A 24588-nucleotide genomic window follows, 5' to 3' on the forward strand; every position below is an offset into this window, starting at 1 on the left:
TTCCCATCTTCCTGTTAACGCTTTTCGCCCTTACGACGTGCGCTGGTCGGCGTTGAGGGTGATGAGGAATTCGAGCAGGGCCTTCTGGGCGTGGAGGCGGTTTTCGGCCTCGTCCCAGACGACGCTCTGCGGGCCTTCCAGGACCTCGGTGGAGACCTCTTCCTCGCGGTGGGCGGGGAGACAGTGCATGAACAGGGCGTCGTCGTTGGCGAGCCGCATCAGGTCGGCATCGACGAAGAATCCGGAGAAGGCCCGGCGGCGGGCGCTCTTTTCCTGTTCCTGCCCCATGCTGGCCCAGACGTCGGTGACGACCAGATCCGCACCCTCGGCGGCGGCGCGGGCATCGCGGGTCAGCTCGAAGTGTTCGCGCGTGGTATCGACCACACTGGGCTCCGGGTCGTAGCCCTCGGGGCAGGCGGCCACCAGCTGGAAGCCCAGCAGGCGCGCGGCGTACATGTAGCTGTGGCACATGTTGTTGCCGTCGCCGATCCAGGCGACGCGCTTGCCGCGGATGTCGCCGCGATGCTCGAAGTAGGTCTGCAGGTCGGCCAGCAGCTGGGCCGGATGCTCGAGATCGGTCAGGCCGTTGATCACCGGCACCGTGGCGTGCTTGGCGAACAGCTCGATCTTTTCGTGTTCGTAGGTGCGGATCATCACGCAGTCGACCATGCGCGAGAGCACGCGGGCGGTGTCCTCGATCGGCTCGCCGCGCCCCAGCTGGGTGTCGCGCGGGGACAGGAACAGGGCGTTGCCGCCCAGCTGCTGCATGCCCACTTCGAACGACACGCGGGTGCGGGTGGAGGACTTCTCGAAGATCATGCCGAGCGTCTTGCCGCGCAGCAGGTCATCGTGGTGCTCGCCGGCCTTCAGTTGCTGCTTGAGCTCGATGGCGCGCTGCAGCAGGGCCCGGGTTTCGTCGCCGGAGAGATCCAGGAACGAGAGGTAGTGGCGTGGGTTCATGCGGAGACCTCGTTGGCTTGGGGCGACGCCAGGAACGCGTCCACCAGGTCGGCTACGGTTACGGCGATCTGTTCCACCTGGTCGTCGTCGATGATCAGCGGCGGCAACAGGCGAATGACCCGATCCGCGGTCACGTTCAGGATCAGCCCCCGCTCCAGCGCCGCCATGACCAGCTCGCCGGCCGGGCGGTCCAGTTCGACCCCGATCATCAGACCGCGGCCACGCACGGCGACGACGCCCGCATGGTCCGCGAGGCGGTCGCGCAGTCGGTTCAGCAGGAGCTCGCCCTGACGGGACGCCTGTTCGCACAGGGCCTCGTCCTGCATCACATCGAGTACGGCCAGCGCCGCCCGGCACACCAGCGGGTTGCCGCCAAACGTGGTGCCGTGCATGCCCGGGCTGAAGAGCTCGCGGGCGGCACCGGCCACCAGATTGGCGCCAATGGGGATGCCGTTGCCGAGACCCTTGGCCAGGCTGACCACATCCGGGGTGATGCCCTCGTGCTGGAAGGCGAACCAGTGCCCGGTACGGCCGATGCCGGCCTGGATCTCGTCCAGCATCAGCAGCCAGCCGTGCTGGTCGGCCAGTTCGCGCAGGCGGCGCAGGTAGCCGGGCGGCGGGACATGGATGCCGCCCTCGCCGGTGACCGGCTCCACCAGGATCGCGACGACGTCCGGGTCGGCCGCCAGGGCTTCGACGGCCTCGGCGTCGCCGTGGGGCACATGCACAAAGCCCGATACCAGCGGCTCGAATCCGGCCCGGACCTTCGCGTTGCCGGTGGCGGACAGGGTGGCCATGGTGCGGCCATGGAAGCTGCCCTCCATCACCACGATCTTCGGCTCGGCGATCCCGCGGGCACGGCCATGCAGGCGGGCGAGCTTGATCGCCGCCTCGTTGGCCTCGGCCCCCGAGTTGCAGAAGAAGGCGCGATCCATGCCGGACAGCGCGCACAGGCGCCGCGCCAGCTGTTCCTGCAGCGGGATGCGGTAGAGGTTGGAGGTGTGCACCAGGGTGCTGGCCTGGTCGCAGACGGCCTGGGCGACCTTGGGATGGGCGTGGCCAAGGCCACACACCGCGATCCCCGACAGGGCGTCGAGATAGCGCTTGCCGTCGGTATCCCACAGCCAGGCGCCTTCGCCGCGCTCGAAGGCAACGGGCAGGCGCTTGTAGGTGTTCTGCAGGGCGTCGCTCATGGGGTTCTCCGAAACCAAAGAGCCGGCGGAGGGCCGCCGGCTCGATGAAAGGCGCGGCCGCGTCATGCGGCCAAAGGCGCCTAGTTTAGTCCGCTTGGGACTTTACTTCATCTGCTGGGCCACAAAGTCCCAGTTCACCACGGCCCAGAAGTTCTCGAGGTACTTCGGGCGGGCGTTGCGGTAGTCGATGTAGTAGGCGTGTTCCCAGACGTCGCAGGTCAGCAGCGGGGTCTTGCCGTCGCGCAGCGGGTTCGCGGCGTTGGAGGTGTTGACGATCTCCACCGAGCCATCACTGTTCTGCACCAGCCAGGTCCAGCCGGAGCCGAAGTTGCCAACGGCGGACTCGTTGAACTTCTCCTTGAAGGCGTCGAAGGAGCCGAAGGCGCTGTTGATGGCATCGGCCAGCTTGCCCGAGGGCTCGCCGCCGGCGTTCGGGGCCATGCAGTTGAAGTAGAAGGTGTGGTTCCAGACCTGGGCGCCGTTGTTGAAGATGCCGCCGGCCGGGGCCTTCTTGATGATGTCTTCCAGCGTGGCGTTTTCGAACTCGGAGCCCGGCAGCAGGCCGTTCAGCTTGGTCACGTAGGTCGCGTGGTGCTTGTCGTGATGGTATTCCAGCGTCTCGGCGGAGATGTGCGGCTCCAGCGCGTTCTTGGCGTAGGGCAGATCGGGCAGTTCGTAGGCCATGAAAGACTCCTTGGACAGTGTCGTGAGAAACTGCTGTGGCAGCGTCCCGAAACGGGCACGCCGCATAACGGGACAACGATAGTCACGTTGCCCGGACGATGCAATTTCCGATGGTACGGGTTGGTTTTGGCCCGGGCCGTATACCCTGATGTTTGACCGACGAAAGAGGCCCATGGCAGCGACCGAGGACACGGCAGGGCAACGCGACACCCAACCGGAAAAGACCCCTCCGGTGAACTGGCGCGGGCGCATCGGTCTGTTGCTGGGGCCGGCGATCTTCGCCATCTTCCTGCTGGTACCGGCCCCGGCGGGGTTCGATCCGGCGGCCTGGCGGGTGCTGGGCCTGACGTTGTTCATGGCGACCTGGTGGATCAGCGAGGCCCTGCCGCTGCCGGTGACGGCGCTGCTGCCGATCGCGGTCCTGCCGGTGCTCGACATCGTGCCCATGGACGAGGCCACCGCGCCGTACGCGAATCCGATCATTTTCCTGTTCATGGGCGGCTTCGCCATTGCCCTGGCCGTGCAGCGCTGGGATCTCCACCGGCGCATGGCGCTGGCGATCGTGGCGCGCGCCGGCAATCGCCTGCATGTGCTCGTGGGGGCCTTCATGCTGGCCACGGCGGGGTTGTCCATGTGGGTCAGCAATACCGCGACGGCGGCCCTGATGCTGCCGATCGCGCTCTCGGTGCTTGGACTGATCGAGCGCGGCGCGTCTCCACAGGGGCCGGACATGGAATCGCGACGCCCGGCCCTGGCGCTCCTGCTGGGCATCGCGTTCGCCGCGAACATCGGGGGCATGGCGACCATCATCGGTTCGCCGCCGAATGCCCTGACGGCCGCGTACCTCGGGGATCGCCACGGGATGGAGATCGGGTTCCTGGAATGGATGACCCTGGGGCTGCCGCTGGCGGCGGTGCTGCTGGCCCTTGCGTGGTGGTCGCTGACTCGCTGGGTGTTTCCGGTGCACCGGGTGGAGCTGAACGGTCTGCGCGCGCTGCTGGACGAACAGCGCGCGACCGTGGGCCCCTGGTCGGTCGCGGAAAAGCGGGTGGCCGGGGTGTTTCTGCTGGTTGCGCTGGCCTGGCTGACACGGCCGCTGCTCGAGGGCTGGCTACCGATCTCGCTGACCGATGCCGGCATCGCGATCCTCGGGGCCGGGTTGCTGTTCCTGGTGCCGTCGGGGTCGCGCGAACAGCGCCGGCTGCTGAGCTGGGACAATACGCGCGAGCTCCCCTGGGGCGTGCTGTTGCTGGTAGGCGGGGGCTTGAGCCTGGGTGCGGCGATAGAGTCCAGCGGGCTGGCGGAGCTGGCGGCGGATGCCCTGGTGATCGCCCAGGCCTGGCCGCTGATCCTGATCATGGCCGGGGTGGCGCTCCTGACCATGACCCTGAGTCATGTGACGAGCAATACCGCCACGGCGGCCACGCTGTTGCCGCTGGTGACCGCGTTCGCGCTGAGCATGGAGGTGCCCGTACTGCTGTTGGCCCTGCCGGTGGCGTTTGCGGCATCGGTGGCCTTCATGCTGCCGGTGGCGACGCCACCCAACGCCATCGTGTTCGCCAGCAACCGGCTGCGGGTGCTGGACATGGTGCGTGGCGGGGCATTGCTCTCGGTGCTGGCGCTGGTGCTGATCAGCCTGGTGGTCTACGCGTTTGCCGAGATTCTGTTGTTGTAGCCCGTCTGAGCGCGGAGCTCGGAAGCGGCCCACCGAAGCAATCTTGTCCCCTGAGAACCTGTGGGGAAGAAAGTACCTTCGTATTCAAGTTTTAGGATTCGCCGCCGCTAGGTAGGACGACTGACCTGAATCTTGATTCTGAAGCCGGCCGTGACCGGTGCAGGAAAGGACGCGCAGACATGTTTGACAATATCCGGATTGGCGTGCGGCTCATGGTGGGCATCATCGGCGTGGTCGTACTTGCCGTGGTGCTGACGCTGGTGGTGGTGATGAACGCCCTGGGCACGATGGCGGATCGCGCCGAACAGCGCGAGCTGAACGACCTGGCCGGACAGTTGCTGGATCGGCTCGACCAGGAGGCGGCGCGAGCCACGGCGATGGCCGAGACGGTCGCCCGCATCCCGGATATCCAGGAGGCAATGGCCACGGGCGATCGCGAGCGGCTGGCCGCGATGACGGTGCCGACCTTCGAGTCGCTGAGCACGGACTACGGGGTGCGCCAGTACCAGTTCCATACGCCGCCGGCGACGTCCTTCCTGCGCGTGCATCGTCCGGACCGCTTCGATGACGACCTGTCCGGATTCCGCCAGACCGTGGTCGATACCAACAATAACCAGGCGCCGATCTCCGGTCTGGAAGAGGGTGTGGCGGGCCTCGGGATTCGAGGTGTCGTGCCGATCGCCCGTAACGGTGAGCACGTGGGCTCGGTGGAGTTTGGCCTGTCCTTCGGTGATCCCTTCTTCGAGCAGTTTACCGAGGAGCTGGGGGCGCCGGTCGCGCTGTACCTGCGGGACGACGGACGTTTCAGCCGCTTTGGCGGCACCATCGATGGCGAGGCCACCTTCAGCGCCGCCGAGATGCGCGAGGTGCTCGGTGGCGAGCGACACGTGCGCAACGTGACCTACCAGGGCAAGCCGATGGCGGTGATCGCGCGGCCGGTGATGGACTTCTCCGGGGACGCGGTGGGCGTCCTCGAGCTGATGGTCGATCGCAGTGCCTATGTCGACATGGCGCGCAATGCCACAGGTACCGTGGTGATGGTCGGCGTGATTGCTGTGGTCCTGGGCGCGCTGCTGGCCTGGTTCCTGACGCGCAGCATCGTGCGGCCGTTGTGCCAGACCGTGGACCGTCTGAACGACATCGCTAGTGGCGAAGGGGACCTGACGCGTCAGCTGAAGGTATCCGGCAAGAACGAGCTGGGGGATCTCTCCATCGCTTTCAATAACTTCGTGGAGAAGATCCGGGTGCTGATCCAGCAGGTGGCGGCCGGTTCCGACCAGGTAGCGGCCGCGGCCAACGAGCTGTCCGCGACCAGCGAGGAGACCAACGAGCAGGTCCGCCGCCAGAAGGCGGAGACCGACCAGGTCGCCACCGCGATGAACGAGATGACGGCCACCGTGCAGGAAGTGGCCCGGAATGCGGCGGACGCCGCCGCCGCCGCGCAGACCACCGATCAGGATGCGAACGCCGGCCAGCAGGTGGTGCAGAAGACGGTCACCGCGATCAATGGCCTGTCCACTCAGGTGGACAGCGCCGCCGAGGTGGTCAGTCGTCTGTCGCAGGACGCCGAGGAGATCAACAAGGTCCTAGAGGTGATCGGCGACATTGCCGATCAGACCAACCTGCTGGCGCTGAACGCGGCGATCGAGGCCGCCCGCGCCGGCGAGCAGGGCCGCGGCTTCGCGGTGGTCGCGGACGAGGTGCGCACGCTGGCCAGCCGCACTCAGGACTCGACCCACGAGATCCAGCAGATGATCGAGCGGGTCCAGACCGGCACGCGCGAGGCGGTGCAGGCGATGGAAGACGGTCGTGCCAAGGCCCACGAGAGCGTGGAGCAGGTGAACCTGGCCGGCGAGTCGCTGGTCGCGATCACGCAATCCGTCACCCGCATCAGCGACATGAACACGCAGATCGCCAGCGCCGCCGAGGAGCAGTCCACGGTGGCCGAGGAGATCAACCGCAACGTGGCCAACATCACCGAGGTGCTGGATCAGACCGCGTCGGGTTCGGAGCAGATCCGCAATGCGTCCGAGGAGCTGTCCAAGCTGGCCTCCGAGCAGCAGCAACGCGTGGGTCAGTTCAAGGTCTGATCACGATCAGGTGCCGGGAGCCGAGCCCGCCATCCTTTTGGGGTGGCGGGCTTTTTCATGCGTGTGTGGTTGAACGGCTTGATTCACCACGAAGTGCACGAAGGCACGAAGAAGGGCTGGTTCGATGGCGAAAACCGGTCTACAGGAAGCGGGGAAGATTGGAAGAGAGGTTGATGGGGTAGTGGATCGGGCACGGTCTGACGGGGAGGGCTGGTGCTCGAGCGGACGCGGGCGGGGGCTTCGCGGGCGAGCCCGCTCCCACAGGGGGCTCGGCCGGCGGGCTGGACGGGTCACGGCGTCGGCCAGGCCCCGGGCGGTTTTAGCCGATTCATCCTTCGAATCTTTCGGCCTTCCTGTGAACCGCCCTTGTCCTGGCCTTTCTTCGTGCCTTCGTGCGCTTCGTGGTGAATCCAGGGCTTTACGGAGCGGGGAAGAGCCGTTCGCCGTTTTCGAAGGCGATCGCGCGGGCGACGTCCTCGGGGAGTTGTTCCAGCCAGGCGCGGGTCTCGTCCTTTAGGCGCGTGTACTGTTCCCAGCGGGTGCGCGTGAAGGTGTCCACGCCGATCATGAAGCGGTCGGGGTGGGCCAGGAAGAGCTCGAACCAGGCGTCGTCGATCTGGCCGCCGGGATTGATGCGCGGGTTGCGCATGGACAGGTCCATGTTCATGCGCGGGTGGCGTTCGAGGTAGTCCTGCACCAGCGGCGGGTACGCGTAGCTGCCGGCATGGGCCCAGAGGATGCGGACCTCGGGATGGGTCGCGTAGGCGTGGTCGATTACGGCGGGGTCGCCGTGGATCATGATGGTGAGGTCGCGCGCCACGGCCAGGTCCAGCAGCTGCTCGAAACCGGGGGCGAAGCGGTCATCCGCCAGGATATGGAACTCGCCCAGGCCGCGCCATTTCACGTCGGATTCATCGAGCATGCGGGCGACGCGGTCGCCGAGATCCTTGACATGCATCCAGTCCATCTTCTTGCCCAGCCGCTGCGAAACCTCCAGGAACGGCACGATGCGCGTATCGGACCCGGCCTTGAGGCGGCGGATCAGATCGTCTTCGGGGGCCATGACGATGGCGCTGCGCACCTCGTTGGCGGCCAGGGTGCGCGCGACGTCGCTAATGCCGAAGTGTGCGGCCTCGGCCGGCCGGTAGTGCAGGTGGGCGTCAAAGATCGGCGAAGCGGCGCTGGCCGCCGCGAATGGCAGGGTCAGCAGGAGCGCGAGCAGGGAACGACGGATGGAGTGATACATGGTCTTCGGCTGTCGCTCCGGGTCAGGAACGCGGCGGGGCGTCGGTGGCGGCGGCCGGCGCGGCCTGTTGCGGATCGAAGCGCTCGCGCAGGTAACGGATGATCGCGTCGGATTCGTACAGCCAGCGCACCGAGTGGTCGTCTTCCTCGATGCGCAGGCAGGGTACCTGAAGGCGCCCGCCCTCGTTCTGCAGCTCCTCGCGCCAGGGCCCGGCGGCCTGGGCGTTGCGCAGTTCGATGTCCAGCGAAAGCCGCTGCATGGCGCGTCGGGCCTTGATGCAGAACGGGCAGGCCGGGAAGTGATAGAGGGCCAGATGGCGGGTTTGCTCGTCGACCCGGGCCTGTTCGGCCGGGTCGCGCTCGATGCCGCGCGGGCGCGAGACGCGCTCCCCGATCAGCATGAACGGGGTCAGGATCAGGCGCACGCCACGGAAGAAGGTTCGGATCAGGAATCGCATGCGGAAAGCATGCCACAGGAGCCCGACGGCGTTACAGCATCCCGACGGCCAGAGTGTTAGTCATGCTGCTGCAAGGGCGGTTTAAGGGCGGATTCACCACGAAGCGCACGAAGGCACGAAGAAGGGGCGGGTCAAGGGCGGAGAATCGATTTACAGGAAGAGGGGAAGATTGGAAGAGATATGGATCGGGTAATGGGTCTGGCAGGGCCCGGCGGGGAGGGGTGTTTTGAAGGCCGGTGGCTGAGTGGGCGCGGGCGGGGGCTTCGCGGGCAAGCCCGCTGCCACAGGGGGTTGCCCGGTGCGTTTGCCGGGTTCCGGCCGGTTCTGGCCGATCCATCCTTCGCATCTTCCAGCCTTCCTGTGAACTGCCTTTGACTTTGACCTGGCCCTTCTTCGTGCCTTCGTGCGCTTCGTGGTGAAAAAGGTCTTTCAATCAGTAGGTCAGGGATTGCCGAAGTCGAACTGCCAGGGGTCCTGTTCGGGGGCGTCGAGCAGGGAGGGGCGCAGGCGGATGACTTCGAAGCCGAGCGCGCGGTAGTCGTCGAGGCGATCCGGGGCCAGATCGGCGACCTCCACGAAGTCGGCGAAGGCGTCGGCCTCGATGCCGCGCCAGTCTGCGAAGGTGCCACAGACGGCGACGCTTACGTCTTCGTCGCGCACCAGTGCCTCGACCTCGGCGTGCAGGCCGGGGTGCTGGCCGGCCTCGCGGCGGGTGAGGGTGAACTGCTCCGCGCCGTGGGCGACGATGGCCACCGGGAAATCCGGGTCGTCTTCGCGCAGCCGGGCGATGTTCGCGCGGATCTCGGGAAGCAGCGCGGCGAGTGCTGCGCGGTCATTCTCGATGATCTCGAAGACCACGCCGGCGGGGCGTTCGTCGCGCTCCAGCAGCTCGAGTACGGCGGCCGAGGGTTCTCCCGCGGGCGCCACTTCGGGTGCGCCGGGCGGGTTCGCGGCCAGCGCCGGCATCGCGCTCAGGATGCACAGGCACAGGGCGACAAGCCCCCCGGAGCGGGGCGCGAACGACTTGAGGAGGCTGTAGCTGCGCATGCCCCCATTGAAGCGGGCACCGGACCGGGACGCAAACGACCGTGTCCCGGGTGCGAGGGGACCTGGCTCAGTGGCGGTCGCCGGTGGCCTCTTCGGCCATCTGGTCGTAGCTGGTGTGGCGCACGTCCTTGCCCTTCACGAAATAGACGACGTATTCGCAGATGTTGCGGGCGCGGTCGCCGATGCGTTCCAGCGAGCGGGTGGCCCAGATGATGTCCATCAGGCGCGGGACCGAGTCCGGCGAGGCGGTCATCTGTTTCATCAGCTTCTGGGTGATGATCTCGTACAGGCTGTCGATCTGGATGTCCTGCTGCGCCACACGCACGGCCTGTTCAACATCCATACGGGCGAAGGCATCGAGAGCGCCGCGCGTCATCTCGCGGGCGTGTTCGCCCATGCTGGCGATGTCCGCCATCGGGGCGCTGTTGCGGTCCGCGTCCAGCAGGTGCAGGCCCATGCGGCCGACGCGCTCGGCCTCGTCGCCCATGCGTTCCAGGTCGGTGATGGTCTTGATCACCGCGATCACCAGGCGCAGGTCCGAGGCGGTCGGCTGGCGCCGCGCGAGGATGTGGGTGCATTCCTCGTCGATCTCGACCTCCTTGGCGTTGATCTGGTAGTCCGAGGTCATCACCTTTTCGGCGAGTTCGACATCCCCCTCGACCATCGCGTGGACAGCATCGGCGAGCTGCTGTTCGACCAGGCCGCCCATGGCCATCACCTGCTTGATGATGTCCTCCAGCTCGGCGTTGAACTGCTGCGAGATGTGCTGTTTGAAGAAGCTCTTGTCCATTGTGGTATCCCCTTGCGGTCGCGACGTCAGCCGAAGCGGCCGGTGATGTAGTCCTCGGTCTGCTTTTTCGCGGGCGAGGTGAACAGGGTGTCGGTGTCAGCGTATTCGATCAGCTCGCCCATATACATGAAGGCGGTGTAGTCGGATACGCGCGCGGCCTGCTGCATGTTGTGGGTGACGATGACCAGCGTGTAGTCCTTCTTCAGCTCGATCATCAGCTCCTCGATCTTCAGCGTGGCCAGCGGGTCCAGCGCGGAGCAGGGCTCGTCCAGCAGCAGAACCTCGGGGTCGATCGCGATCGCGCGGGCGATCACCAGGCGCTGCTGCTGGCCGCCGGACAGGCCGAAGGCGTTCTCGTGCAGGCGATCCTTGACCTCGTCCCACAGCGCCGCGCGCTTGAGCGATTTCTCGACTACCTCGTCCAGCCGGCGCCGGTTCTTGACCCCCTGCAGGCGCAGGCCGTAGGCCACGTTCTCGTAGATCGACTTGGGGAACGGGTTCGGCTTCTGGAACACCATGCCAACGCGCCGGCGCAGCTCGGGGATGTCCACGGTCTTGTCGTAGATGTCCGCGCCGTCGAGCCGGATGGTGCCCTCGATGCGCACGGAATCGATCAGGTCGTTCATGCGGTTGAAGCAGCGCAGGAACGTGGACTTGCCGCAGCCGGACGGCCCGATGAACGCGGTGATGTGGTTCTTCGGGATGCGGATGTCGAGGCCCTTGAGTGCCTGGTCCTCGCCGTAATAGAGACTGAGGTCCTCCGCGGTCAGGCAGATGTCCTCGCGGTCGAGGTTCAGGCCGCGCGGGGCCTGGTTGTTCTGGGCCACGTTGACGGCGTGGGTCTGGGCGTCACTCATTTCGGGTACTCCGTGGGGAATAGGGTTCGACACATCGCGTCGGCGCGAAGCGTGTGGCGCCGGTCCGGAAAAGCACCGTCGTCGCGAGCGCCGCAGGCGCGTGGCGATCGGCGTGGTCGGCGCCGACGCGGCCCGGGGCAGGCATCGGGGTTACGTCGGGAGATAACTCGCTGCGCTCGCCCTTCGGGCCGGCCTGCGGCCGTTCAACGCGCTTCGCGCTTTTGTGCCACGGGTCCTGCGGACCCTCGCAATGACGGGAGAAGCCAGGCGTCATGGGGAGGCGCGCAGCGCCGTGGCGATCTCTGTGACGGACGCCGCAGGCGACTGGAGCGAACGTCGGGGTTGCGTCGCGAGGTTGCCGCGGCCCCTGCGGGGCCTCGCAATGACCGTGCCTGAGAGAGACGTTGTGCATGGCGCGTCTCAGTCGCTGTCGGCGCGGTACTTTTCGCGCAGGTGGTTGCGGATGGAGATCGCCGTGAGGTTGAGAACGATGATCAGCAGCACCAGGACCAGCGCGGTCGCGTAGACCAGCGGCCGGCCGGCCTCGACATTCGGACTTTTGAAGCCGACGTCGTAGATGTGGTAGCCGAGGTGCATGAAGGCGCGGTCCAGGTGGAGATACGGGAAGTTGCCGTCCACCGGGAGGTTGGGCGCCAGCTTGACCACGCCAACCAGCATCAGGGGGGCCACCTCGCCGGCTGCGCGCGCCACCGCCAGGATCAGGCCGGTCATCATGGCCGGGGCGGACAGCGGCACGATCAACCGCCATAGCGTCTCGGCCTTGGTGGCCCCGAGGGCCAGCGAGCCATGGCGAATGCTGCTGCCGATGCGGGTCAGGCCTTCCTCGGTGGACACGATCACCACGGGCAAGGTCAGCAGGGCGAGGGTCAGCGAGGCCCAGATGATCGCCGGCGAGCCGAAGGTCGGCGAGGGCAGGGCGTCCTGGAAGAAGACCTGGTCGATGTTGCCGCCGATCAGGTAGACGAAGAAGCCCAGGCCAAACACGCCGAACACGATGGAGGGGACCCCGGCGAGGTTGTTCACCGAGATGCGGATGGTGCGCACCAGCGGCCCCTGCTTGGCGTATTCGCGCAGGTAGATGGCGGCCAGCACGCCGAACGGGGTCACCACGATGGACATCAGCAGCACCATCAGCACGGTGCCGAAGATCGCCGGCAGGATGCCGCCCTCGGTGTTGGCCTCGCGCGGGAAGCCGGTCATGAAGTCCCAGAAGTTGACCACGTAGTGGCCGAGCTTCTGCACGGTGCCCATGTCGTTCGGCCACCAGGCGTTCACGATCTGGGACAGGCTGATGCTGGAACGCTGGCCATCGGCGGTCTGCAGGGTGAGCGCGTAGCGGGCGACCTCCTGGCGTAGGCGGTTGCGCTCGGCCTCAAGTTCGCTGTACTCCGCATCCAGTGCCTCGCGCTCGGCCTTGAGTGCCTCATGGCGTTCGGAACGTTCCGCGTCGGAAAGCGCGGTGTCGCGCTCCAGGCCGCGTTCGGCCAGGCGGACCTGTTCCAGCGCGTGGTTGATACGGCCGATCTCGATGCGCTCGATGCGCTCGATCTGCTGCACCAGGGAGCGGGTTTCCGGGATGCGCGCCTCGAAGGCCTCGCGGGCCGCGCTGCCCTCGGCCACCACCTCGTCGTCCACTCGGAACTCGCGGATGTAGCCGTAGAAGTTGCCCCATTGCAGGCGTTCCAGGGCCACGGCATCGCGCGGGCGTTCCCATTCGGACATGAAGTCTTCGATGTACCAGCGGAAGTCGCGCGAATCGAGGTCGCGGTTGCCGCGCTTGATCAGGTGGCGGACCACGATCTCCTGGCCTTCCGGGACATCGAAGCCGGTCTCGCGCATGGCCTGGGCGGTCATGGTCTCGGAGCGTGAAAGCTCGCCCATCACCCGGACGGACTCGCTCTGTTCGGTGGTCTGGTACTCGAACTCGATGATATTCGAGGGCCAGAAGAACGACAGGCCGTTGACCGCGATCATCATGATCAGCCCGAAGACCATCGTCAGCGACACCGCCACGGCGCCCGCGTTGAGCCAGATCCAGGGGGTGCCCGTTTTGAACCATTTATTCATCGGATCGGAGCCTGTCGTCGGTGCGGTTTAGAGGGAGCTGTACTTGTTGCGCAGGCGCTGGCGCACGATCTCGGCGACCGTGTTCACGAAGAAGGTCAGCGCGAACAGCACCAGGGCGGCGAGGAACAGGATGCGGTAGTGCGTGCCGCCCACCGCGGTCTCGGGCATCTCTACCGCGATGTTGGCGGAGAGCGTGCGCATGCCCTCGAAGATGTTGAAGTTCACGACCGGCGAGTTGCCGGTGGCCATCAGCACGATCATGGTCTCGCCCACGGCGCGGCCGAAGCCGATCATCACCGCCGAGAAGATCCCCGGGCTGGCGGTCAGCAGCACCACGCGTACCACCGTCTGCCACGGGGTCGCCCCCAGCGCCAGCGAGCCCTGGGTCAGGTGCTTGGGCACGTTGAAGACCGCGTCCTCGGAGATCGAGTAGATGGTCGGGATCACTGCGAAGCCCATGGCGATACCGATGACCAGGGCGTTGCGCTGGTCGTAGGTGTAGCCAGCATCGGTCAGCCACTGGCGGGCGTCGCCGTTGAACAGCCAGACCTCGATCAGGGGGCTCATCGACGCGGAGAACCAGCCCACCAGGATCACCACCGGGATCAGCACGGCGGCCTCCCAGCCGGCCGGGATCACGCGGCGCACGCCCTCCGGCAGCAGCTGCGTCCAGACGAAGGCGACCACCAGCATCATCAGGGGCATCAGGATCAGGATGCTGGCGACCGCCGGCAGGTTGGATTCGATGTACGGGGCCAGCCAGAGCCCGGCGAGGAAGCCGAGGATGACGGTCGGCAGGGCCTCCATCAGCTCGATGCTGGGCTTGGTCAGGCTGCGCATGCGGCTGGACATGAAGTAGGCGCTGTAGATCGCCCCCATGATCGCCAGCGGGGTGGCGAACAGCATCGCGTAGAAGGCGGCCTTGACCGTGCCCAGGGTCAGCGGCACCAGCGAGAACTTCGGTTCGAACTCGTCGGTTGCGGAGGACGACTGCCAGACGTAGTCACCGCTGGAGCGGCCCTCGTACCAGACCTTCTGCCACAGCACGTGGAGCGAGACCTCCGGGTGCGGGTTCGACAGGCGGTGCAGGGTCCAGGTCTCGTCGGTGTCGATCGCGATCAGGAGCCGGTTGCGCGGGTCCATGTACACCCGGTGCAGGGGCGTGTTGCCGACCTGATACTGGACCAGCGTGCGCTGCGAGGTGGGGTAGTGCACGGCCAGGGCGCCACTGGCGTCCGCGGTGGCAAAGCCCTTGCGGATATATTCCGGCTGGGTGTTGGTCACGGCAGCCGCGTGACGGGGAAACTCGCGTACCCGGGTAATCCGGTTCACGTTGTCGTCGTCGCGCACCAGCATGTACTGCGTCACGGAGCCGTCCGACCCGCCAACCATCACCGAGACCGTACCCAGCAGATACTCCAGCGAGGTGACCTCGGCGTCCTCGCCCTCGACCACGCGACGGGTATCGATACGCTGGGCATTGCGGGGGTTGGAGATGTCGTAGTAGTGGAGTCGGCCCTGATTGTCACCCACCAGCATGTTGCGCCCGGTGATGTCCAGCAGGATGCGCGACGGGGTGGCGCCATCCGGCAGGGACGGCAGGTCGTGGGCGGAGCGGCGAACTTCGACCTCGCCGGTCATCATCGAGGTGCGTTCCTCGAAGTTCACCAGGCGCAGGAGGCCATCGGCTGTGGCCGCGGCGACGCGGACGCCGCTGGAGCCGCGCTGAATGCCGACGACCTCGATGGCCTGGCCTTCGCCATCGACATCGAGCAGGGAGGAACTCTCGTCCCCCAGCGGGTAGACCAGGCCGGGATCATAGGCGCGGCCTTCGGGCGTGAAGCGTTCGTTGTATTCGTACTCGATGGCGAGGACCTGACCGTTGTCCAGTCCGATCGCGACCAGACGGGTGCGCGGTTCGGCGGCGGTGAAGCTGGTGACCCGGGCATCGTCGGGGATCGGCAGTGACTGCTCCTGCACGATCTCGCCGCTTTCCGGGCGGAAGAAGATGGCCCGCCGGTCGTCGGTCAGGCGCACGGCCATCTCCCGGTGGCGGTTGACGGCCAGGTGGACGGTCCCCGTGTCGGCGCCGCCGGGGGCGCTGTACTGGGTCTGTTCCTCGAGCTCCGCGCCCAGGAACATGGGCAGCGTCTCGCTCAGCAGGTAGACGAACATCAGGGTCAGCGCACCGACCACCGCGACGCCGAAAAAGCCGATCAGGTAGCGCGCCGAGGTGTCCTTGGCGCGGCGCCAGCGCTGGAAGCGGCCAAGGGTGGAGATCGCATGAGGTCCGGACATTCGGGATTCCCCTGAGGGTCGGCAGGCGGAAGGCTTGAGATGGCGTGCATGCTACGGGCGCTTCGTGACAGAACGGTGACAGCTGCGTGACAGCCGTTTGAACGCCAATGGGAAAGCTTGGCAGCACAAAAAAAGGCCCGGACGGTGTCCGGGCCTTGTGCGGTCTCGGCCGCGGCCGATGATCGCGTTGGAGCGGCCATGGGGGTGAAGCCCCGCCGGCAGACTCCTGTGGCAGTGTTTACTCGAGGCCGAGTGCTTCGCGCTGGCGCTGGGCGACGGTCTCGGGCAGCGGCACGAAGCCGTCACGCACGACCACTTCCTGGCCTTCCTTGGACAGCACCATCTTCAGGAACTCGGCCTGGCGCGGGGCGAGACCGTCTTCCGGGTGCTTGTTGACCGCGACGTACAGGAAGCGGGACAGCGGGTAGTCGCCAGACGCGGCGTTCTCGGCGGTCGGCTCGAAGTATTCGCCTTCGTTCTCGCCCAGGGCAACGGTGCGCACGCCGGAGGTCAGGTAGCCGATGCCGGAGTAGCCGATGCCGTTCAGGGACTCGGCGACCCCCTGGACCACGGAGGCGGAACCGGGCTGCTCGTTCACGGCGTTCTTGAAGTCGCCGTCACACAGGGCGTGCTGACGGAAGTAGCCGTAGGTACCGGAGACCGCGTTACGACCGTAGATGGTGATGTCGCGGTTGGCCCAGGAGCCTTCCAGACCCAGCTGGCCCCAGCGGGTGATGTCCTCGGCACCGCCGCAGCGGCGAGTCGAGGAGAACACCGCATCCACGTCGGCGATGGACATGCCCTCGATCGGGTTGTCACGGTTGACGTAGACCGCGATGGAGTCGATGGCGACCGGCACCAGGGTCATCTCGTAGCCGTGACGCTCTTCGAACGCGGCCTGCTCGCTGTCGCGCGGCTGGCGGGACATCGGGCCGAAGTCTGCGGTGCCTTCGGTCAGGGCGGGCGGGGCGGTGGAGGTGCCGGCGCCCTGGATCTGGATGTTGACGTTCGGGTAGAAGTCCTGGAACTCCTCGGCCCACAGCGCCATCAGGTTGTTCAGGGTGTCCGAGCCTTCGCTGGACAGGTTGCCGGAGATCCCGCTGACAGCCTGATAGGCCGGCAGGTTGGGGTCGACATCGGCCATCGCCGGGGTGATGGCGAGGGCGGCGGCCGCGGCGGCGGCGAGAATCGTGCGCTTGAACAGCATGGGTGTACTCCCTGGTGCTTGCTTTGAGGTTTGTTCGGAGCCGATCGGTCGGTCCTTGATGCGGGATTATCGGGAGGCTTGCTTGCAGTTGCGTGACGGCCACATGACAGCGGTGTGACATGTGGCGGACGGCGCGGCTGCGCAGCGATCCGGGACAGGGGTTCGGCCAGACCCGGGCTATGCCCGGCAGATTGCTTCGCTGCGCACGCAATGACGGGTCGCTGTATCGGTCATTGCGAGGAGCGCAGCGACGCGGCAATCGGTCCGGATGGCCCGGGACCGGGAACCTTGTGGATGCTCTTCAGGCCCCCGCCGGGTCTTCCTGGCTGGATCGGTCGGCGGCTTCGGCGTGGCGAATGCGGCTCAGGGGGAACAGGCAGGTGAAGCGGCTGCCCTGGCCGACCTGGCTCTCGATCGCGAGGTGGCCGTCGTGGCGGGCAAGGACGTGCTTGACGATGGCAAGCCCCAGTCCGGTGCCGCCGCGGGACTGAGTGCGTCCGGCGTCGACCCGGTAGAAGCGTTCGGTCAGCCGACCGAGGTGATGGCTGGCAATGCCGGGGCCGGTGTCGTCGACGATCAGGCGCGCACCGTCAGGATCGGCTCGCCATTTCAGGGTGATTGTGGTCCCGCCGGGGGTGTACTTGACCGCATTGAACATCAGGTTCGCGCAGGCGGAACGCAGCTCGTCCGAATTCCCCCGAAATTCCAGCGTGGGGTCGGCGTCAAGGACGATCCGATGGGCCTCCGTGCCCGACAGCAGCCGCGCCTCCTCGGTCAGTTTCTGCAGCATCGGTAGCGGGTTGAACCAGTCCTGCGGGCCGGTGGTTTCGCCGGTTTCCAGGCGCGAGAGCAGTAGCAGGTCGTCCACCAGCAGCTTCATGCGTTCCGACTGTTCGCGCAGCATCTGCACCGAGCGGGTCAGTTCGGGCTGGTCCTCCAGCGCGTCTTCCAGTGTCTCGGTAACGCCGTAGAGCACGGTCAGCGGCGTGCGCAGCTCGTGCGAGACATTCGCGATGAAGTCGCGGCGCATTACCTCCAGCCGGTGCAGGTGAGTGGTGTCGCGCGCCAGCAGGAGGTACTGCGCATCGCCGTAGGGGAGCATGCGCATCTCCAGCTGGCGCTCGTCATCCAGCGGCGACGGTACGGTGACCCGCGCCAGCGACTCGCGGGCGCGTTCCATAAAGGTGAGGAATTCCGGGTGGCGCAGCAGGTGGGTGATGCGCTGGCCCTCGTCACGCGGCCACTCGAGCCCGAGCAGCTGGCAGGCCATGTCGTTGATCCACTCGATGCGCAGGTCGTCGTTGAGCACCACGACCGCGTCGGGCATCGCGCGGGCCGAGTCGCGGTAGCGTTCCAGGAGCTGGCGCAGCCGATGCACCCGATTCTCGTGGCGTTTGCGGCGGCGGTAGAGCTGATCGAAGATCACGCCCCAGAGCCCACGCACATCGGGGGGCTCGGCGCGCCCGCCACGGCGCAGCCAGGTCTCCAGCCACAGCAGGTTGGCGATATTCCAGGCCAGGGCCGCGCCCAGCAGGAAGGCCACCGTGGGCCAGAACTGGCCGGTTGCCCAGCCAAGCGCCAGGATCGGCAGCGCGATCAGCAGGCTGGTAATGAGGATGTCGGGCCAGGTCTTGCGGGGCTGCACGGGGACCGCCGAAGGTCAGGGGTGTTGCGAGAAACGGTACCCCGAACCGCGCACGGTCTGCACCAGGTGATCATGGCCGGTGTCGGCCAGCGCCTTGCGCAGGCGGCGGATGTGTACGTCTACCGTGCGTTCCTCGACGTACACGTTGGTGCCCCAGACCTTGTCCAGAAGCTGTTCGCGGCTGAACACGCGGTCCTGGTGGGTCATGAAGAAGTGCAGAAGGTTGTATTCCGTGGGGCCCATGCTGATGGGTTCGCCATTGCCGGTGATGCGGTGCGAGACCGGATCCAGGCGCAGGCCCTCGATCTCGACCGGTTCCTCGCTGGTAGTGGGCGAGGTGCGTCGCAGCACCGCCTTCATGCGCGCGACCAGCTCGCGCGGCGAGAACGGCTTGGTCACGTAGTCGTCGGCGCCGACATCCAGGCCGCGCACGCGGTCTTCCTCTTCGCCGCGCGCGGTCAGCATGATCAGCGGGATGTCCTTGGTGACCGGGCTTGCCTTCAGGGTGCGTGCCCAGTCGATGCCGCTGATGTCGGGCAGCATCCAGTCCAGCAGGATCAGGTCCGGCGGGTCCTCCAGCAGCAGGGACTTGGCGCTGCGCACGTCGCCGGCCTCGCGTACCTCGTAGCCCGCCTTCTGGAACGGCAGCTGCAGCATTTCGCGAATGGCGGTGTCATCCTCCACCAGCAGGATTCGAGTGGCCATGGCCCCGTCTCGTGATTGCCTGGTCGGCATTAGATAACAGCCATGTTACAGACATGTGAACCTGCGGATCGTGAATGGTCCCGAAGGTGCAGGTTTGGAGGCCCGTTGGCCTGCGCGCTGGCGGCCACGCTTTCAGGTGCCGAGTACGAAGCGCTCGTCGCCGTGCAGGAAGATCATGCCGTCGTGGTGAGGGGAGCGGGCCAGTTGCTGGCGGATCGCCTGCTCATGGCCGGGCTTGAGGTGGGTGATGGCGATACGCGGGCGGTGTTCCAGCATGGCCAGATCCTCGCCCAGATGCTGCGGGGTGTAGTGCTTGGCCAGGTCGGCCATGCCCTCCATCTCGTCCGGGAGACCGGTCTCGATCATCAGCAGGTCGAGGTTGGGCAGGGCGTTGAGCGCCGGCCATAGCTGATGCGAGGAGGTGGTGTCGCCGCTGAAGGCGAAGGCCGCGCCGTCGTGATTGGTGACGCTGTAGCCAACCGCGGGAACGGTGTGACGCGCCGGCAGCACGCAAATCTCGCGCTGTTCCACCGCGACGGTTTGCCCCGGCTGCACGGTCTCCAGCCGGATCAGGGGCTGGTCGGGCCGGGGCAGTCGGGTGAAGTCCGGCCAGATCACCCAGTTGAACACGTGGTCGCACAGGGCCTTCAGCGTGGCGGGCAGTCCATGCACATGAATGGGTGCGGCATCCGGGCCGTAGACCATGTCGGCCAGCATCGGGAGGAAGGCGATGTGGTCCAGATGCGAGTGGGTCAGGAAAACGTGGCGAATGCGGCGGAGTTCGTCCAGGCTCAGGTCCCCGACGCCGCTGCCGGCATCGATCAGGACATCGTCATCGATAAGGATCGACGTGGTGCGCCGGCCCGGGCCGATCCCGCCACTGGCGCCCAGGATGCGAACGGTCAAGCTCATGCGGGGTAGTATATCCAGCCGGCGGCGGGCCGTCCCGCGGCTGGATTGGGGGAGCGCGAGCCGAGGCCGGACGCCCCTAGGGAAACACGGATCCATGTACACGCTCGCGCTCGAGTCGCTTTTGCGTGCGAACAAGGCGCGGTGACTGCGGTGCAGTCATTCTGCACAAGGGAGCCGCAACGCCGTGCGCGCGCCCGTTTTTGGTCACTACGGGCGGCCGAGCCCCTTCGGGGGTGGCACCCCAGGTTCCCCGATCCTGCGTTGCGGCCCGCATCCATCAAAAACGGGCCGGTAGAACCTCTACCGGCTGCGCACCGCGCCTTGTCTCGGAAAACCTGGGGTGCCGACGCGAGCGTGTACATGGATCCGTGTTTCCCTGGGTGCTGGAGGTGGCTGACGGACATGCCTCAATGCTAGACCCAGTCCAGCCCCGGCTTCCGTGACGTGTCGCTCGAAAAGGCGATTTCGCGGGCGATATGCGCAAACGAAAGTTGCACCGACGGGTCTTCCCGCCACCCGGTGGAGTTGCTAGAATGCGCGTCCTGTTTGGGGCGGTAGCTCAGCTGGGAGAGCGTCGCGTTCGCAATGCGAAGGTCGGGAGTTCGATCCTCCTCCGCTCCACCAATATCCCTTTAGAAGCAGGCACCTGCGGGTGCCTTTTTCTTGTGCCCCATCACCTACCCAACAACGGAAAAACAGGGTAGAACGGCTGCGGGGCGGTCTTCGGCAAACTATGCTTGTGGCGAATTGCCGCTAACGTCTATGGCTGTGGAATCTGCTATGACTGGAACTACGGCTAAGCACGGGAGGGCATCATGAGCAATCAGTTCGTCAAATACTGCAAGGTTTGCCGGCAGGATACCGTTCATTTTCAACCCTCGACGTCTCACGTCCTCCACTTGCTCCTGAGCATCGTCACCTTCGGTGTCTGGCTGATCGTGTGGGTGCTTATAGGCATGAACAACGCTTCGCAGGCTCAGTGCTCCAAATGCGGCAGTTTGCAGGGCGTCTTGGGAACCACGCGCAAATCTAGAACCGCAGCGGCTCCACCCTCGGAGTCTAAGGCGAAACGCGAAGAGATCCGCTGTCCTGCGTGCGCAGAGGACATCAAGGCTGAAGCTAAGGTGTGTAAGCACTGCGGTTACAAGCTGAAAGAAGACTAAAGGAACCCTTAGAGTCCGGCCCCTGCGGTCGGACCTCTCATGCCCACGCACAAAAAACCCCGCCGAAGCGGGGTGCGGGCTTGTGGCCACCGGCGCCGCAACCGGCCCGAGAGGCGCGGGCCTAGCTCTGAACGACAGTCTCGAACGCCTGGCGGGCTTCGTCGGCTTGCGCCTTGGCCTTCTCGATCTCGGAAACGAAAGCCGGGTTCTGCGCTGCGTTGGCGGCGCCCTTGGCCTGGTTGGCGGCAATGGCGGCGGTGCTGTAGTGCCCCATCAGCGTTTCCAGGGCCTGCGTCTCCTGCGGGGCGTGCTTCGCGAGGAACTGGTGCCGGAAGCGGTCCCGCGCCTCGGCATCCAGACCCGTGACCACGGTCGGTGCGGCGGTCAGGGCGGCCACGGTCGCGCCGTCTCCGTCCTCCAGGGCCTTGTTCAGCACCCCGTGTCGCGACTTCGCGGGCATCTCCCGCACCGCCTGGCGGATCTCGCTGGCATACGGGGATTCCCGGAGCCCGGCGGTTTCCTCGGCCTGCGCGGACAGGCGGCGGGTCGCCTCCCGTACCTCGCGCTCGATGTCGGCGGTCACGCTCTCCACGCGGCTCGCCAGTTTGCGCCCGGCCTCGGCCAGCCGCTCCGCGTGCCGGGCTTCGGTCTCGGTGGGGTCGTTGCGCTGGGACATGACTTCCAGTTGCTCGGTGGCGGCGGACAGTACTTTCAGCCGCCCGGCGATCCAGCGGTGCGAATCGTGGTGCGTGTCGTCCGGCACTTCGGCCAGGCGGTCGGTCATTGCTTGCAGGGGTTCGCTGTACTTCATCGTATACCTCTCTCGGTTTACATGGCGGAGGGAATGCCGGTCGCGATCACGAATTCAGCCGGCTCAAAGCGGATGGATGCCAGAACGCCAGCGGCGGCGTTGGCGCGGTCATCGTGGCCACCGGGCGGGTGGTCCACCGTGTCGCGTCCTGCGCGGCTTGTACGCCGCACCAGGGCGGTCAGTTGGCTGGCCAGGCGGTCATCGGGCGGCAGCTCCACCGCGCCGCTGTGCAGGCTCGGCAGGGCGTCCACATAGAGCTCGGACTTGTTGCGCGGTGATGGCTCCAGGGTGATGCCGTGCTTGGCGAATTCATCGGATGGCCAGGAACCGGCATAGCGGTCTGACAGGGCGTGTTTGATTCCGTAGTCGCGCAGAATGCCCGCGTACTCCTTGGTGATCTCGGCCGGAACACCACGGCGGGCGTGGATCGCGTCCATCACCGTGCGTTCCCCGTCCATGTGGCCGATGGCGAGGCAATATTCATCCTGCCCACCACCAGCGGGGTCCACGAACGCGAAGTAACGGGTGTTGCGCATCGGCGGCAGCACCAGCGGCTCGCTGCGGGTCACGGCCTCCACGGTCTCGCGGGTCAGGAACGCTTCCAGGTCACTGCGGAACTCCGCGCCGTATTCCGCGCGGGCGGCTTCCGGATCGCGCTCCATGGCGTCGGACACCACCCGCTCAGGCAAGGTCGGGTTCATCGTCCGGCTGGCGGCCTGTGCCACCAGCACCGGCGAGTCAGCGCCGTAGTTGCGGCGGTAGGCATCCCACAACGCGCCCCGGCGGGCGTAAGGGCTCGACAGGGCAACCAGCTTGCCGTCCAGCGTCGCCATTGCGGGCCGGATGGCGGCGATGATCTCGTGATCGGGGTTCGCGCTGTCCTCGCTGCGCCAAAAGGCGATTTCGTCCGAGATGCAACACGCCACCGAGTAGCCACGCACCGCCCGGAAGCTCGCCGTATGCACCTCGATAGCCGTCCGGTTGTTCAGTTCGATGGCCTCGCGATCTTCACGCACCACCATGCGGGCAAGCATCGGATTGGACTCGAACAGGCCGCTTATGTAGCGAAACACGCTGCGCGCCTGTTTCCGGTCGGCAGCCAGGACCATGATGGTCGCGACTTCGCCCGGTGCCAGCCGGTCGCGATAGTCCCGGAACGCCGCCTCGAACACCGCCAGCAGCGCCGCTGCCTGCGATTTTCCGCCACGGCGGCCCACCACTAGCCAGAGTTCGTCATGGGGCGTCTGTGGCGCGCTCTCGCGGCCTGTCAGGGCGTTCCAGTGTTCGGCCTCGGCATCGGTCAGGGGCAGCCCGTAGAAGGCCGCCAGCAGCGCCCTCCAGGCTTCCCAGCTATCTCCGCCGAACTGGTCGCCGAACAGGGCGGGATCGGTCATGGCCTCGCGGATAGTGACGGTCACTGCGCGGCCTCGCTGCGCTGTTGCAGGTACGTCGCCAGGTCGGGCACGTCCTTTGCCTTGCGGTCCAGCCCCACCGATTTCAGCAGGCCCACCAGCGTGTTCACGTTGTTCGTGTGCCGCGCTTCGTCGATTTCCTCGCCACGGGCAAGCGCCGCCTCCCGTTGCTCGATTTGCACCTCAAGCCAAACGATCCGCTTGGCAAGGCTGCGGCGCTGATAGCTCAGGGCATCCGAACCGCCTAGATCGGCCTGCAATGCGTCCAGGCGAGCGCGGGCGGCCTGTGCCAGCCGGGTGCGCCCGTCCAGCGATTCGATCCAGTCGGATGAATACCGCGCGGGTATCTCTGCCTGTTTTGTGTTCATCGCGCGCCTTTTGGTGGGCTAGTTTGTTGGGTACGGCTTCCATTCTATGGCTCAGGCGCATCACAGCAATGGAGCGGGGCGGAGCAATTGGGAATCGAACTCGATTTTTTCGACCATTGGCGGCGGTGCGAGGGATTCAAGGCCCTCCCGGGGGTCGGAAAGGCCCTGATTTAAGTGCGGACAATCTCCAGGGGAACAGCCTCAGACATCCACGCCTGCTTTTGCCATCGCCTCGATCTCGTCGTGCAGGATCGCCCCCTTCAGCCAGCGCCGATCCACCGACCACGCATAGGCGCGCAGCTCTTCCAGGGTCATCAGGCCGGCTTCCAGGTCCTGGCGGTCATCTGGCGACAGCAAGGCCTCCAGCAGATCCGGGCGTAGAACCCGCAGATCCGCGCAGACGCGTTCCAGCTTCGCCTCAACGCCCATGGCGCCCTCCTTTCCCGGTGCCCTTCCGAAGCCAGGCATTCGCCGCCCGTCGCGCCGCGTTGTCCCGCCGGATCTCGGACGGCTCCGCATCAGCAGCCGCCAGCCACTCGCGACGATACCCCGCCAGCAGGTCGTGGCGATCCGCCCGCCCGACCACGCACCGTTCGATGAACATCCGGTCTTCGCGCAGCAGGGGGAGACCGTTCAGCGGGTCGCGACGGATGCGCTCAGCAGCCGCAAGCTCGGCTTCGTCTTCCATGATGCGGCCCTCCCGCCAGCGCCTGGCGACGGACCGCGCGAACGCTGTGAGCTCGTCCGGGATCATCGCTCCGGAATCCAGCGCTTCGCGGTCCTCGTCACTCAGCAGGTTCGCCAGGGTGTCGGGGGCCAGGTCGGCAGCTTCGGCGGCCTGGTTCAGCGCTCCGACCCGTGCAACGAAGCGGCCTCCAGAAACCCCCTCTCGTTGCACGCGTTGCGCCCCCTTCGTTGCGGACTCGTTGCGCTCGTTGTTGCGGCTCAAAACGCGCTGTGCTGCGCCTTTCAGGCAACCC

22 protein-coding genes and 1 tRNA gene are annotated in these 24588 nt (G+C 66.4%); 4 read left to right on the plus strand and 19 right to left on the minus strand.

Going from position 1 to position 24588, the window contains the following annotated elements; translation table 11 throughout:
• Positions 1-30: 30 nt before the first annotated feature.
• The 3 genes from argF to D106_RS0101185 all read right to left on the minus strand — a co-directional run bounded on the left by argF (position 31) and on the right by D106_RS0101185 (position 2837).
• Positions 31-960: an ornithine carbamoyltransferase gene (argF, locus tag D106_RS0101175; RefSeq protein WP_018878939.1), complete on the minus strand. Its 930-nt coding sequence runs from the start codon at positions 958-960 to the stop codon at positions 31-33.
• On the minus strand, positions 957-2153 hold the full coding sequence (locus D106_RS0101180; protein WP_018867275.1) for an acetylornithine transaminase: 1197 nt from the start codon (positions 2151-2153) through the stop codon (positions 957-959). Before D106_RS0101180 ends, argF begins: the two co-directional genes overlap by 4 nt.
• 102 nt (positions 2154-2255) lie before the next feature.
• Positions 2256-2837, minus strand: a complete 582-nt coding sequence (locus D106_RS0101185) for a superoxide dismutase (protein ID WP_018876850.1) — start codon at positions 2835-2837, stop codon at positions 2256-2258.
• Positions 2838-3009: 172 nt separating this feature from the next.
• Between D106_RS0101185 and D106_RS0101190 the strand changes: the two genes are divergently transcribed.
• Positions 3010-4512, plus strand: coding sequence for a DASS family sodium-coupled anion symporter (locus D106_RS0101190; protein WP_018878940.1), 1503 nt, complete (start codon positions 3010-3012; stop codon positions 4510-4512).
• Positions 4513-4691: 179 nt separating this feature from the next.
• Entirely contained in the window at positions 4692-6602 is a 1911-nt protein-coding gene (locus tag D106_RS0101195) for a methyl-accepting chemotaxis protein (RefSeq protein WP_018878941.1), read from the plus strand.
• Positions 6603-7020: 418 nt separating this feature from the next.
• On the opposite strand, the gene D106_RS0101200 is transcribed toward D106_RS0101195, so the two are convergent.
• The 11 genes from D106_RS0101200 to D106_RS0101250 all read right to left on the minus strand — a co-directional run bounded on the left by D106_RS0101200 (position 7021) and on the right by D106_RS0101250 (position 19854).
• A complete protein-coding gene (locus tag D106_RS0101200) occupies positions 7021-7848 on the minus strand; it encodes an amidohydrolase family protein (protein ID WP_018878942.1) in 828 nt (275 codons plus the stop codon).
• Between the two features lie 22 nt (positions 7849-7870).
• The gene (locus D106_RS0101205) at positions 7871-8305 is read right to left on the minus strand and encodes a glutathione S-transferase N-terminal domain-containing protein (RefSeq protein ID WP_018867280.1); all 435 of its coding nucleotides are present in this window, start codon (positions 8303-8305) and stop codon (positions 7871-7873) included.
• Between the two features lie 441 nt (positions 8306-8746).
• Positions 8747-9352, minus strand: a complete 606-nt coding sequence (locus D106_RS0101210; protein ID WP_018878943.1) for a DsrE family protein — start codon at positions 9350-9352, stop codon at positions 8747-8749.
• Between the two features lie 67 nt (positions 9353-9419).
• On the minus strand, positions 9420-10142 hold the full coding sequence (gene phoU / locus D106_RS0101215) for a phosphate signaling complex protein PhoU (protein WP_018867282.1): 723 nt from the start codon (positions 10140-10142) through the stop codon (positions 9420-9422).
• 26 nt (positions 10143-10168) lie between these two features.
• On the minus strand, positions 10169-10999 hold the full coding sequence (gene pstB, locus D106_RS0101220; protein WP_018878944.1) for a phosphate ABC transporter ATP-binding protein PstB: 831 nt from the start codon (positions 10997-10999) through the stop codon (positions 10169-10171).
• 420 nt (positions 11000-11419) lie between these two features.
• On the minus strand, positions 11420-13087 hold the full coding sequence (gene pstA, locus D106_RS0101225; RefSeq protein WP_018878945.1) for a phosphate ABC transporter permease PstA: 1668 nt from the start codon (positions 13085-13087) through the stop codon (positions 11420-11422).
• A 27-nt stretch (positions 13088-13114) separates the two neighbouring features.
• The gene (locus tag D106_RS0101230) at positions 13115-15385 is read right to left on the minus strand and encodes an ABC transporter permease subunit (protein ID WP_018878946.1); all 2271 of its coding nucleotides are present in this window, start codon (positions 15383-15385) and stop codon (positions 13115-13117) included.
• Between the two features lie 238 nt (positions 15386-15623).
• On the minus strand, positions 15624-16592 hold the full coding sequence (locus D106_RS0101235; RefSeq protein ID WP_018867286.1) for a PstS family phosphate ABC transporter substrate-binding protein: 969 nt from the start codon (positions 16590-16592) through the stop codon (positions 15624-15626).
• A 301-nt stretch (positions 16593-16893) separates the two neighbouring features.
• A complete protein-coding gene (phoR, locus tag D106_RS0101240; protein ID WP_018867287.1) occupies positions 16894-18237 on the minus strand; it encodes a phosphate regulon sensor histidine kinase PhoR in 1344 nt (447 codons plus the stop codon).
• A 15-nt stretch (positions 18238-18252) separates the two neighbouring features.
• Positions 18253-18942, minus strand: coding sequence for a phosphate regulon transcriptional regulator PhoB (phoB, locus tag D106_RS0101245; RefSeq protein ID WP_018867288.1), 690 nt, complete (start codon positions 18940-18942; stop codon positions 18253-18255).
• 132 nt (positions 18943-19074) lie between these two features.
• A complete protein-coding gene (locus D106_RS0101250) occupies positions 19075-19854 on the minus strand; it encodes a 3',5'-cyclic-nucleotide phosphodiesterase (protein ID WP_018878947.1) in 780 nt (259 codons plus the stop codon).
• Positions 19855-20402: 548 nt separating this feature from the next.
• On the opposite strand from D106_RS0101250, the gene D106_RS0101255 reads away from it, so the two are divergent.
• Both D106_RS0101255 and D106_RS15155 read left to right on the plus strand, forming a co-directional pair.
• A tRNA-Ala gene (locus D106_RS0101255) sits at positions 20403-20478 on the plus strand.
• 191 nt (positions 20479-20669) lie between these two features.
• Positions 20670-21017, plus strand: coding sequence for a zinc ribbon domain-containing protein (locus D106_RS15155; protein ID WP_018878948.1), 348 nt, complete (start codon positions 20670-20672; stop codon positions 21015-21017).
• A gap of 121 nt (positions 21018-21138) precedes the next feature.
• Here the strand turns inward: D106_RS15155 and D106_RS0101270 are convergent, their stop codons facing one another.
• The 5 genes from D106_RS0101270 to D106_RS0101290 form a co-directional block, all read right to left on the minus strand.
• Positions 21139-21828, minus strand: a complete 690-nt coding sequence (locus D106_RS0101270) for a hypothetical protein (protein WP_018878949.1) — start codon at positions 21826-21828, stop codon at positions 21139-21141.
• A 17-nt stretch (positions 21829-21845) separates the two neighbouring features.
• On the minus strand, positions 21846-23246 hold the full coding sequence (locus D106_RS0101275; RefSeq protein WP_018878950.1) for a hypothetical protein: 1401 nt from the start codon (positions 23244-23246) through the stop codon (positions 21846-21848).
• A complete protein-coding gene (locus D106_RS0101280) occupies positions 23243-23608 on the minus strand; it encodes a hypothetical protein (RefSeq protein WP_018878951.1) in 366 nt (121 codons plus the stop codon). Before D106_RS0101280 ends, D106_RS0101275 begins: the two co-directional genes overlap by 4 nt.
• A 201-nt stretch (positions 23609-23809) precedes the next feature.
• Entirely contained in the window at positions 23810-24037 is a 228-nt protein-coding gene (locus tag D106_RS0101285; RefSeq protein WP_018878952.1) for a hypothetical protein, read from the minus strand.
• A complete protein-coding gene (locus D106_RS0101290) occupies positions 24027-24506 on the minus strand; it encodes a hypothetical protein (RefSeq protein ID WP_231372842.1) in 480 nt (159 codons plus the stop codon). Before D106_RS0101290 ends, D106_RS0101285 begins: the two co-directional genes overlap by 11 nt.
• Between the last annotated feature and the right edge of the window lie 82 nt (positions 24507-24588).

This window comes from Thioalkalivibrio sp. ALE9 (assembly GCF_000377445.1).
GTDB lineage: Bacteria > Pseudomonadota > Gammaproteobacteria > Ectothiorhodospirales > Ectothiorhodospiraceae > Thioalkalivibrio.

Bases quoted from the DNA above. Each gene is read 5' to 3' on its own strand.
- D106_RS0101180 (WP_018867275.1), bottom strand. From the start codon at position 2,153: ATGAGCGACGCCCTGCAGAACACCTACAAGCGCCTGCCCGTTGCCTTC.
- D106_RS0101280 (WP_018878951.1), bottom strand. From the start codon at position 23,608: ATGAACACAAAACAGGCAGAGATACCCGCGCGGTATTCATCCGACTGG.
- pstB (WP_018878944.1), bottom strand. From the start codon at position 10,999: ATGAGTGACGCCCAGACCCACGCCGTCAACGTGGCCCAGAACAACCAG.
- D106_RS0101250 (WP_018878947.1), bottom strand. From the start codon at position 19,854: ATGAGCTTGACCGTTCGCATCCTGGGCGCCAGTGGCGGGATCGGCCCG.
- phoU (WP_018867282.1), bottom strand. From the start codon at position 10,142: ATGGACAAGAGCTTCTTCAAACAGCACATCTCGCAGCAGTTCAACGCC.
- D106_RS0101205 (WP_018867280.1), bottom strand. From the start codon at position 8,305: ATGCGATTCCTGATCCGAACCTTCTTCCGTGGCGTGCGCCTGATCCTG.
- D106_RS0101285 (WP_018878952.1), bottom strand. From the start codon at position 24,037: ATGGGCGTTGAGGCGAAGCTGGAACGCGTCTGCGCGGATCTGCGGGTT.
- phoB (WP_018867288.1), bottom strand. From the start codon at position 18,942: ATGGCCACTCGAATCCTGCTGGTGGAGGATGACACCGCCATTCGCGAA.
- argF (WP_018878939.1), bottom strand. From the start codon at position 960: ATGAACCCACGCCACTACCTCTCGTTCCTGGATCTCTCCGGCGACGAA.
- D106_RS0101210 (WP_018878943.1), bottom strand. From the start codon at position 9,352: ATGCGCAGCTACAGCCTCCTCAAGTCGTTCGCGCCCCGCTCCGGGGGG.
- D106_RS0101230 (WP_018878946.1), bottom strand. From the start codon at position 15,385: ATGTCCGGACCTCATGCGATCTCCACCCTTGGCCGCTTCCAGCGCTGG.
- D106_RS0101185 (WP_018876850.1), bottom strand. From the start codon at position 2,837: ATGGCCTACGAACTGCCCGATCTGCCCTACGCCAAGAACGCGCTGGAG.
- D106_RS0101270 (WP_018878949.1), bottom strand. From the start codon at position 21,828: ATGAAGTACAGCGAACCCCTGCAAGCAATGACCGACCGCCTGGCCGAA.
- D106_RS0101200 (WP_018878942.1), bottom strand. From the start codon at position 7,848: ATGTATCACTCCATCCGTCGTTCCCTGCTCGCGCTCCTGCTGACCCTG.
- D106_RS0101235 (WP_018867286.1), bottom strand. From the start codon at position 16,592: ATGCTGTTCAAGCGCACGATTCTCGCCGCCGCCGCGGCCGCCGCCCTC.
- D106_RS15155 (WP_018878948.1), top strand. From the start codon at position 20,670: ATGAGCAATCAGTTCGTCAAATACTGCAAGGTTTGCCGGCAGGATACC.
- pstA (WP_018878945.1), bottom strand. From the start codon at position 13,087: ATGAATAAATGGTTCAAAACGGGCACCCCCTGGATCTGGCTCAACGCG.
- D106_RS0101195 (WP_018878941.1), top strand. From the start codon at position 4,692: ATGTTTGACAATATCCGGATTGGCGTGCGGCTCATGGTGGGCATCATC.
- D106_RS0101190 (WP_018878940.1), top strand. From the start codon at position 3,010: ATGGCAGCGACCGAGGACACGGCAGGGCAACGCGACACCCAACCGGAA.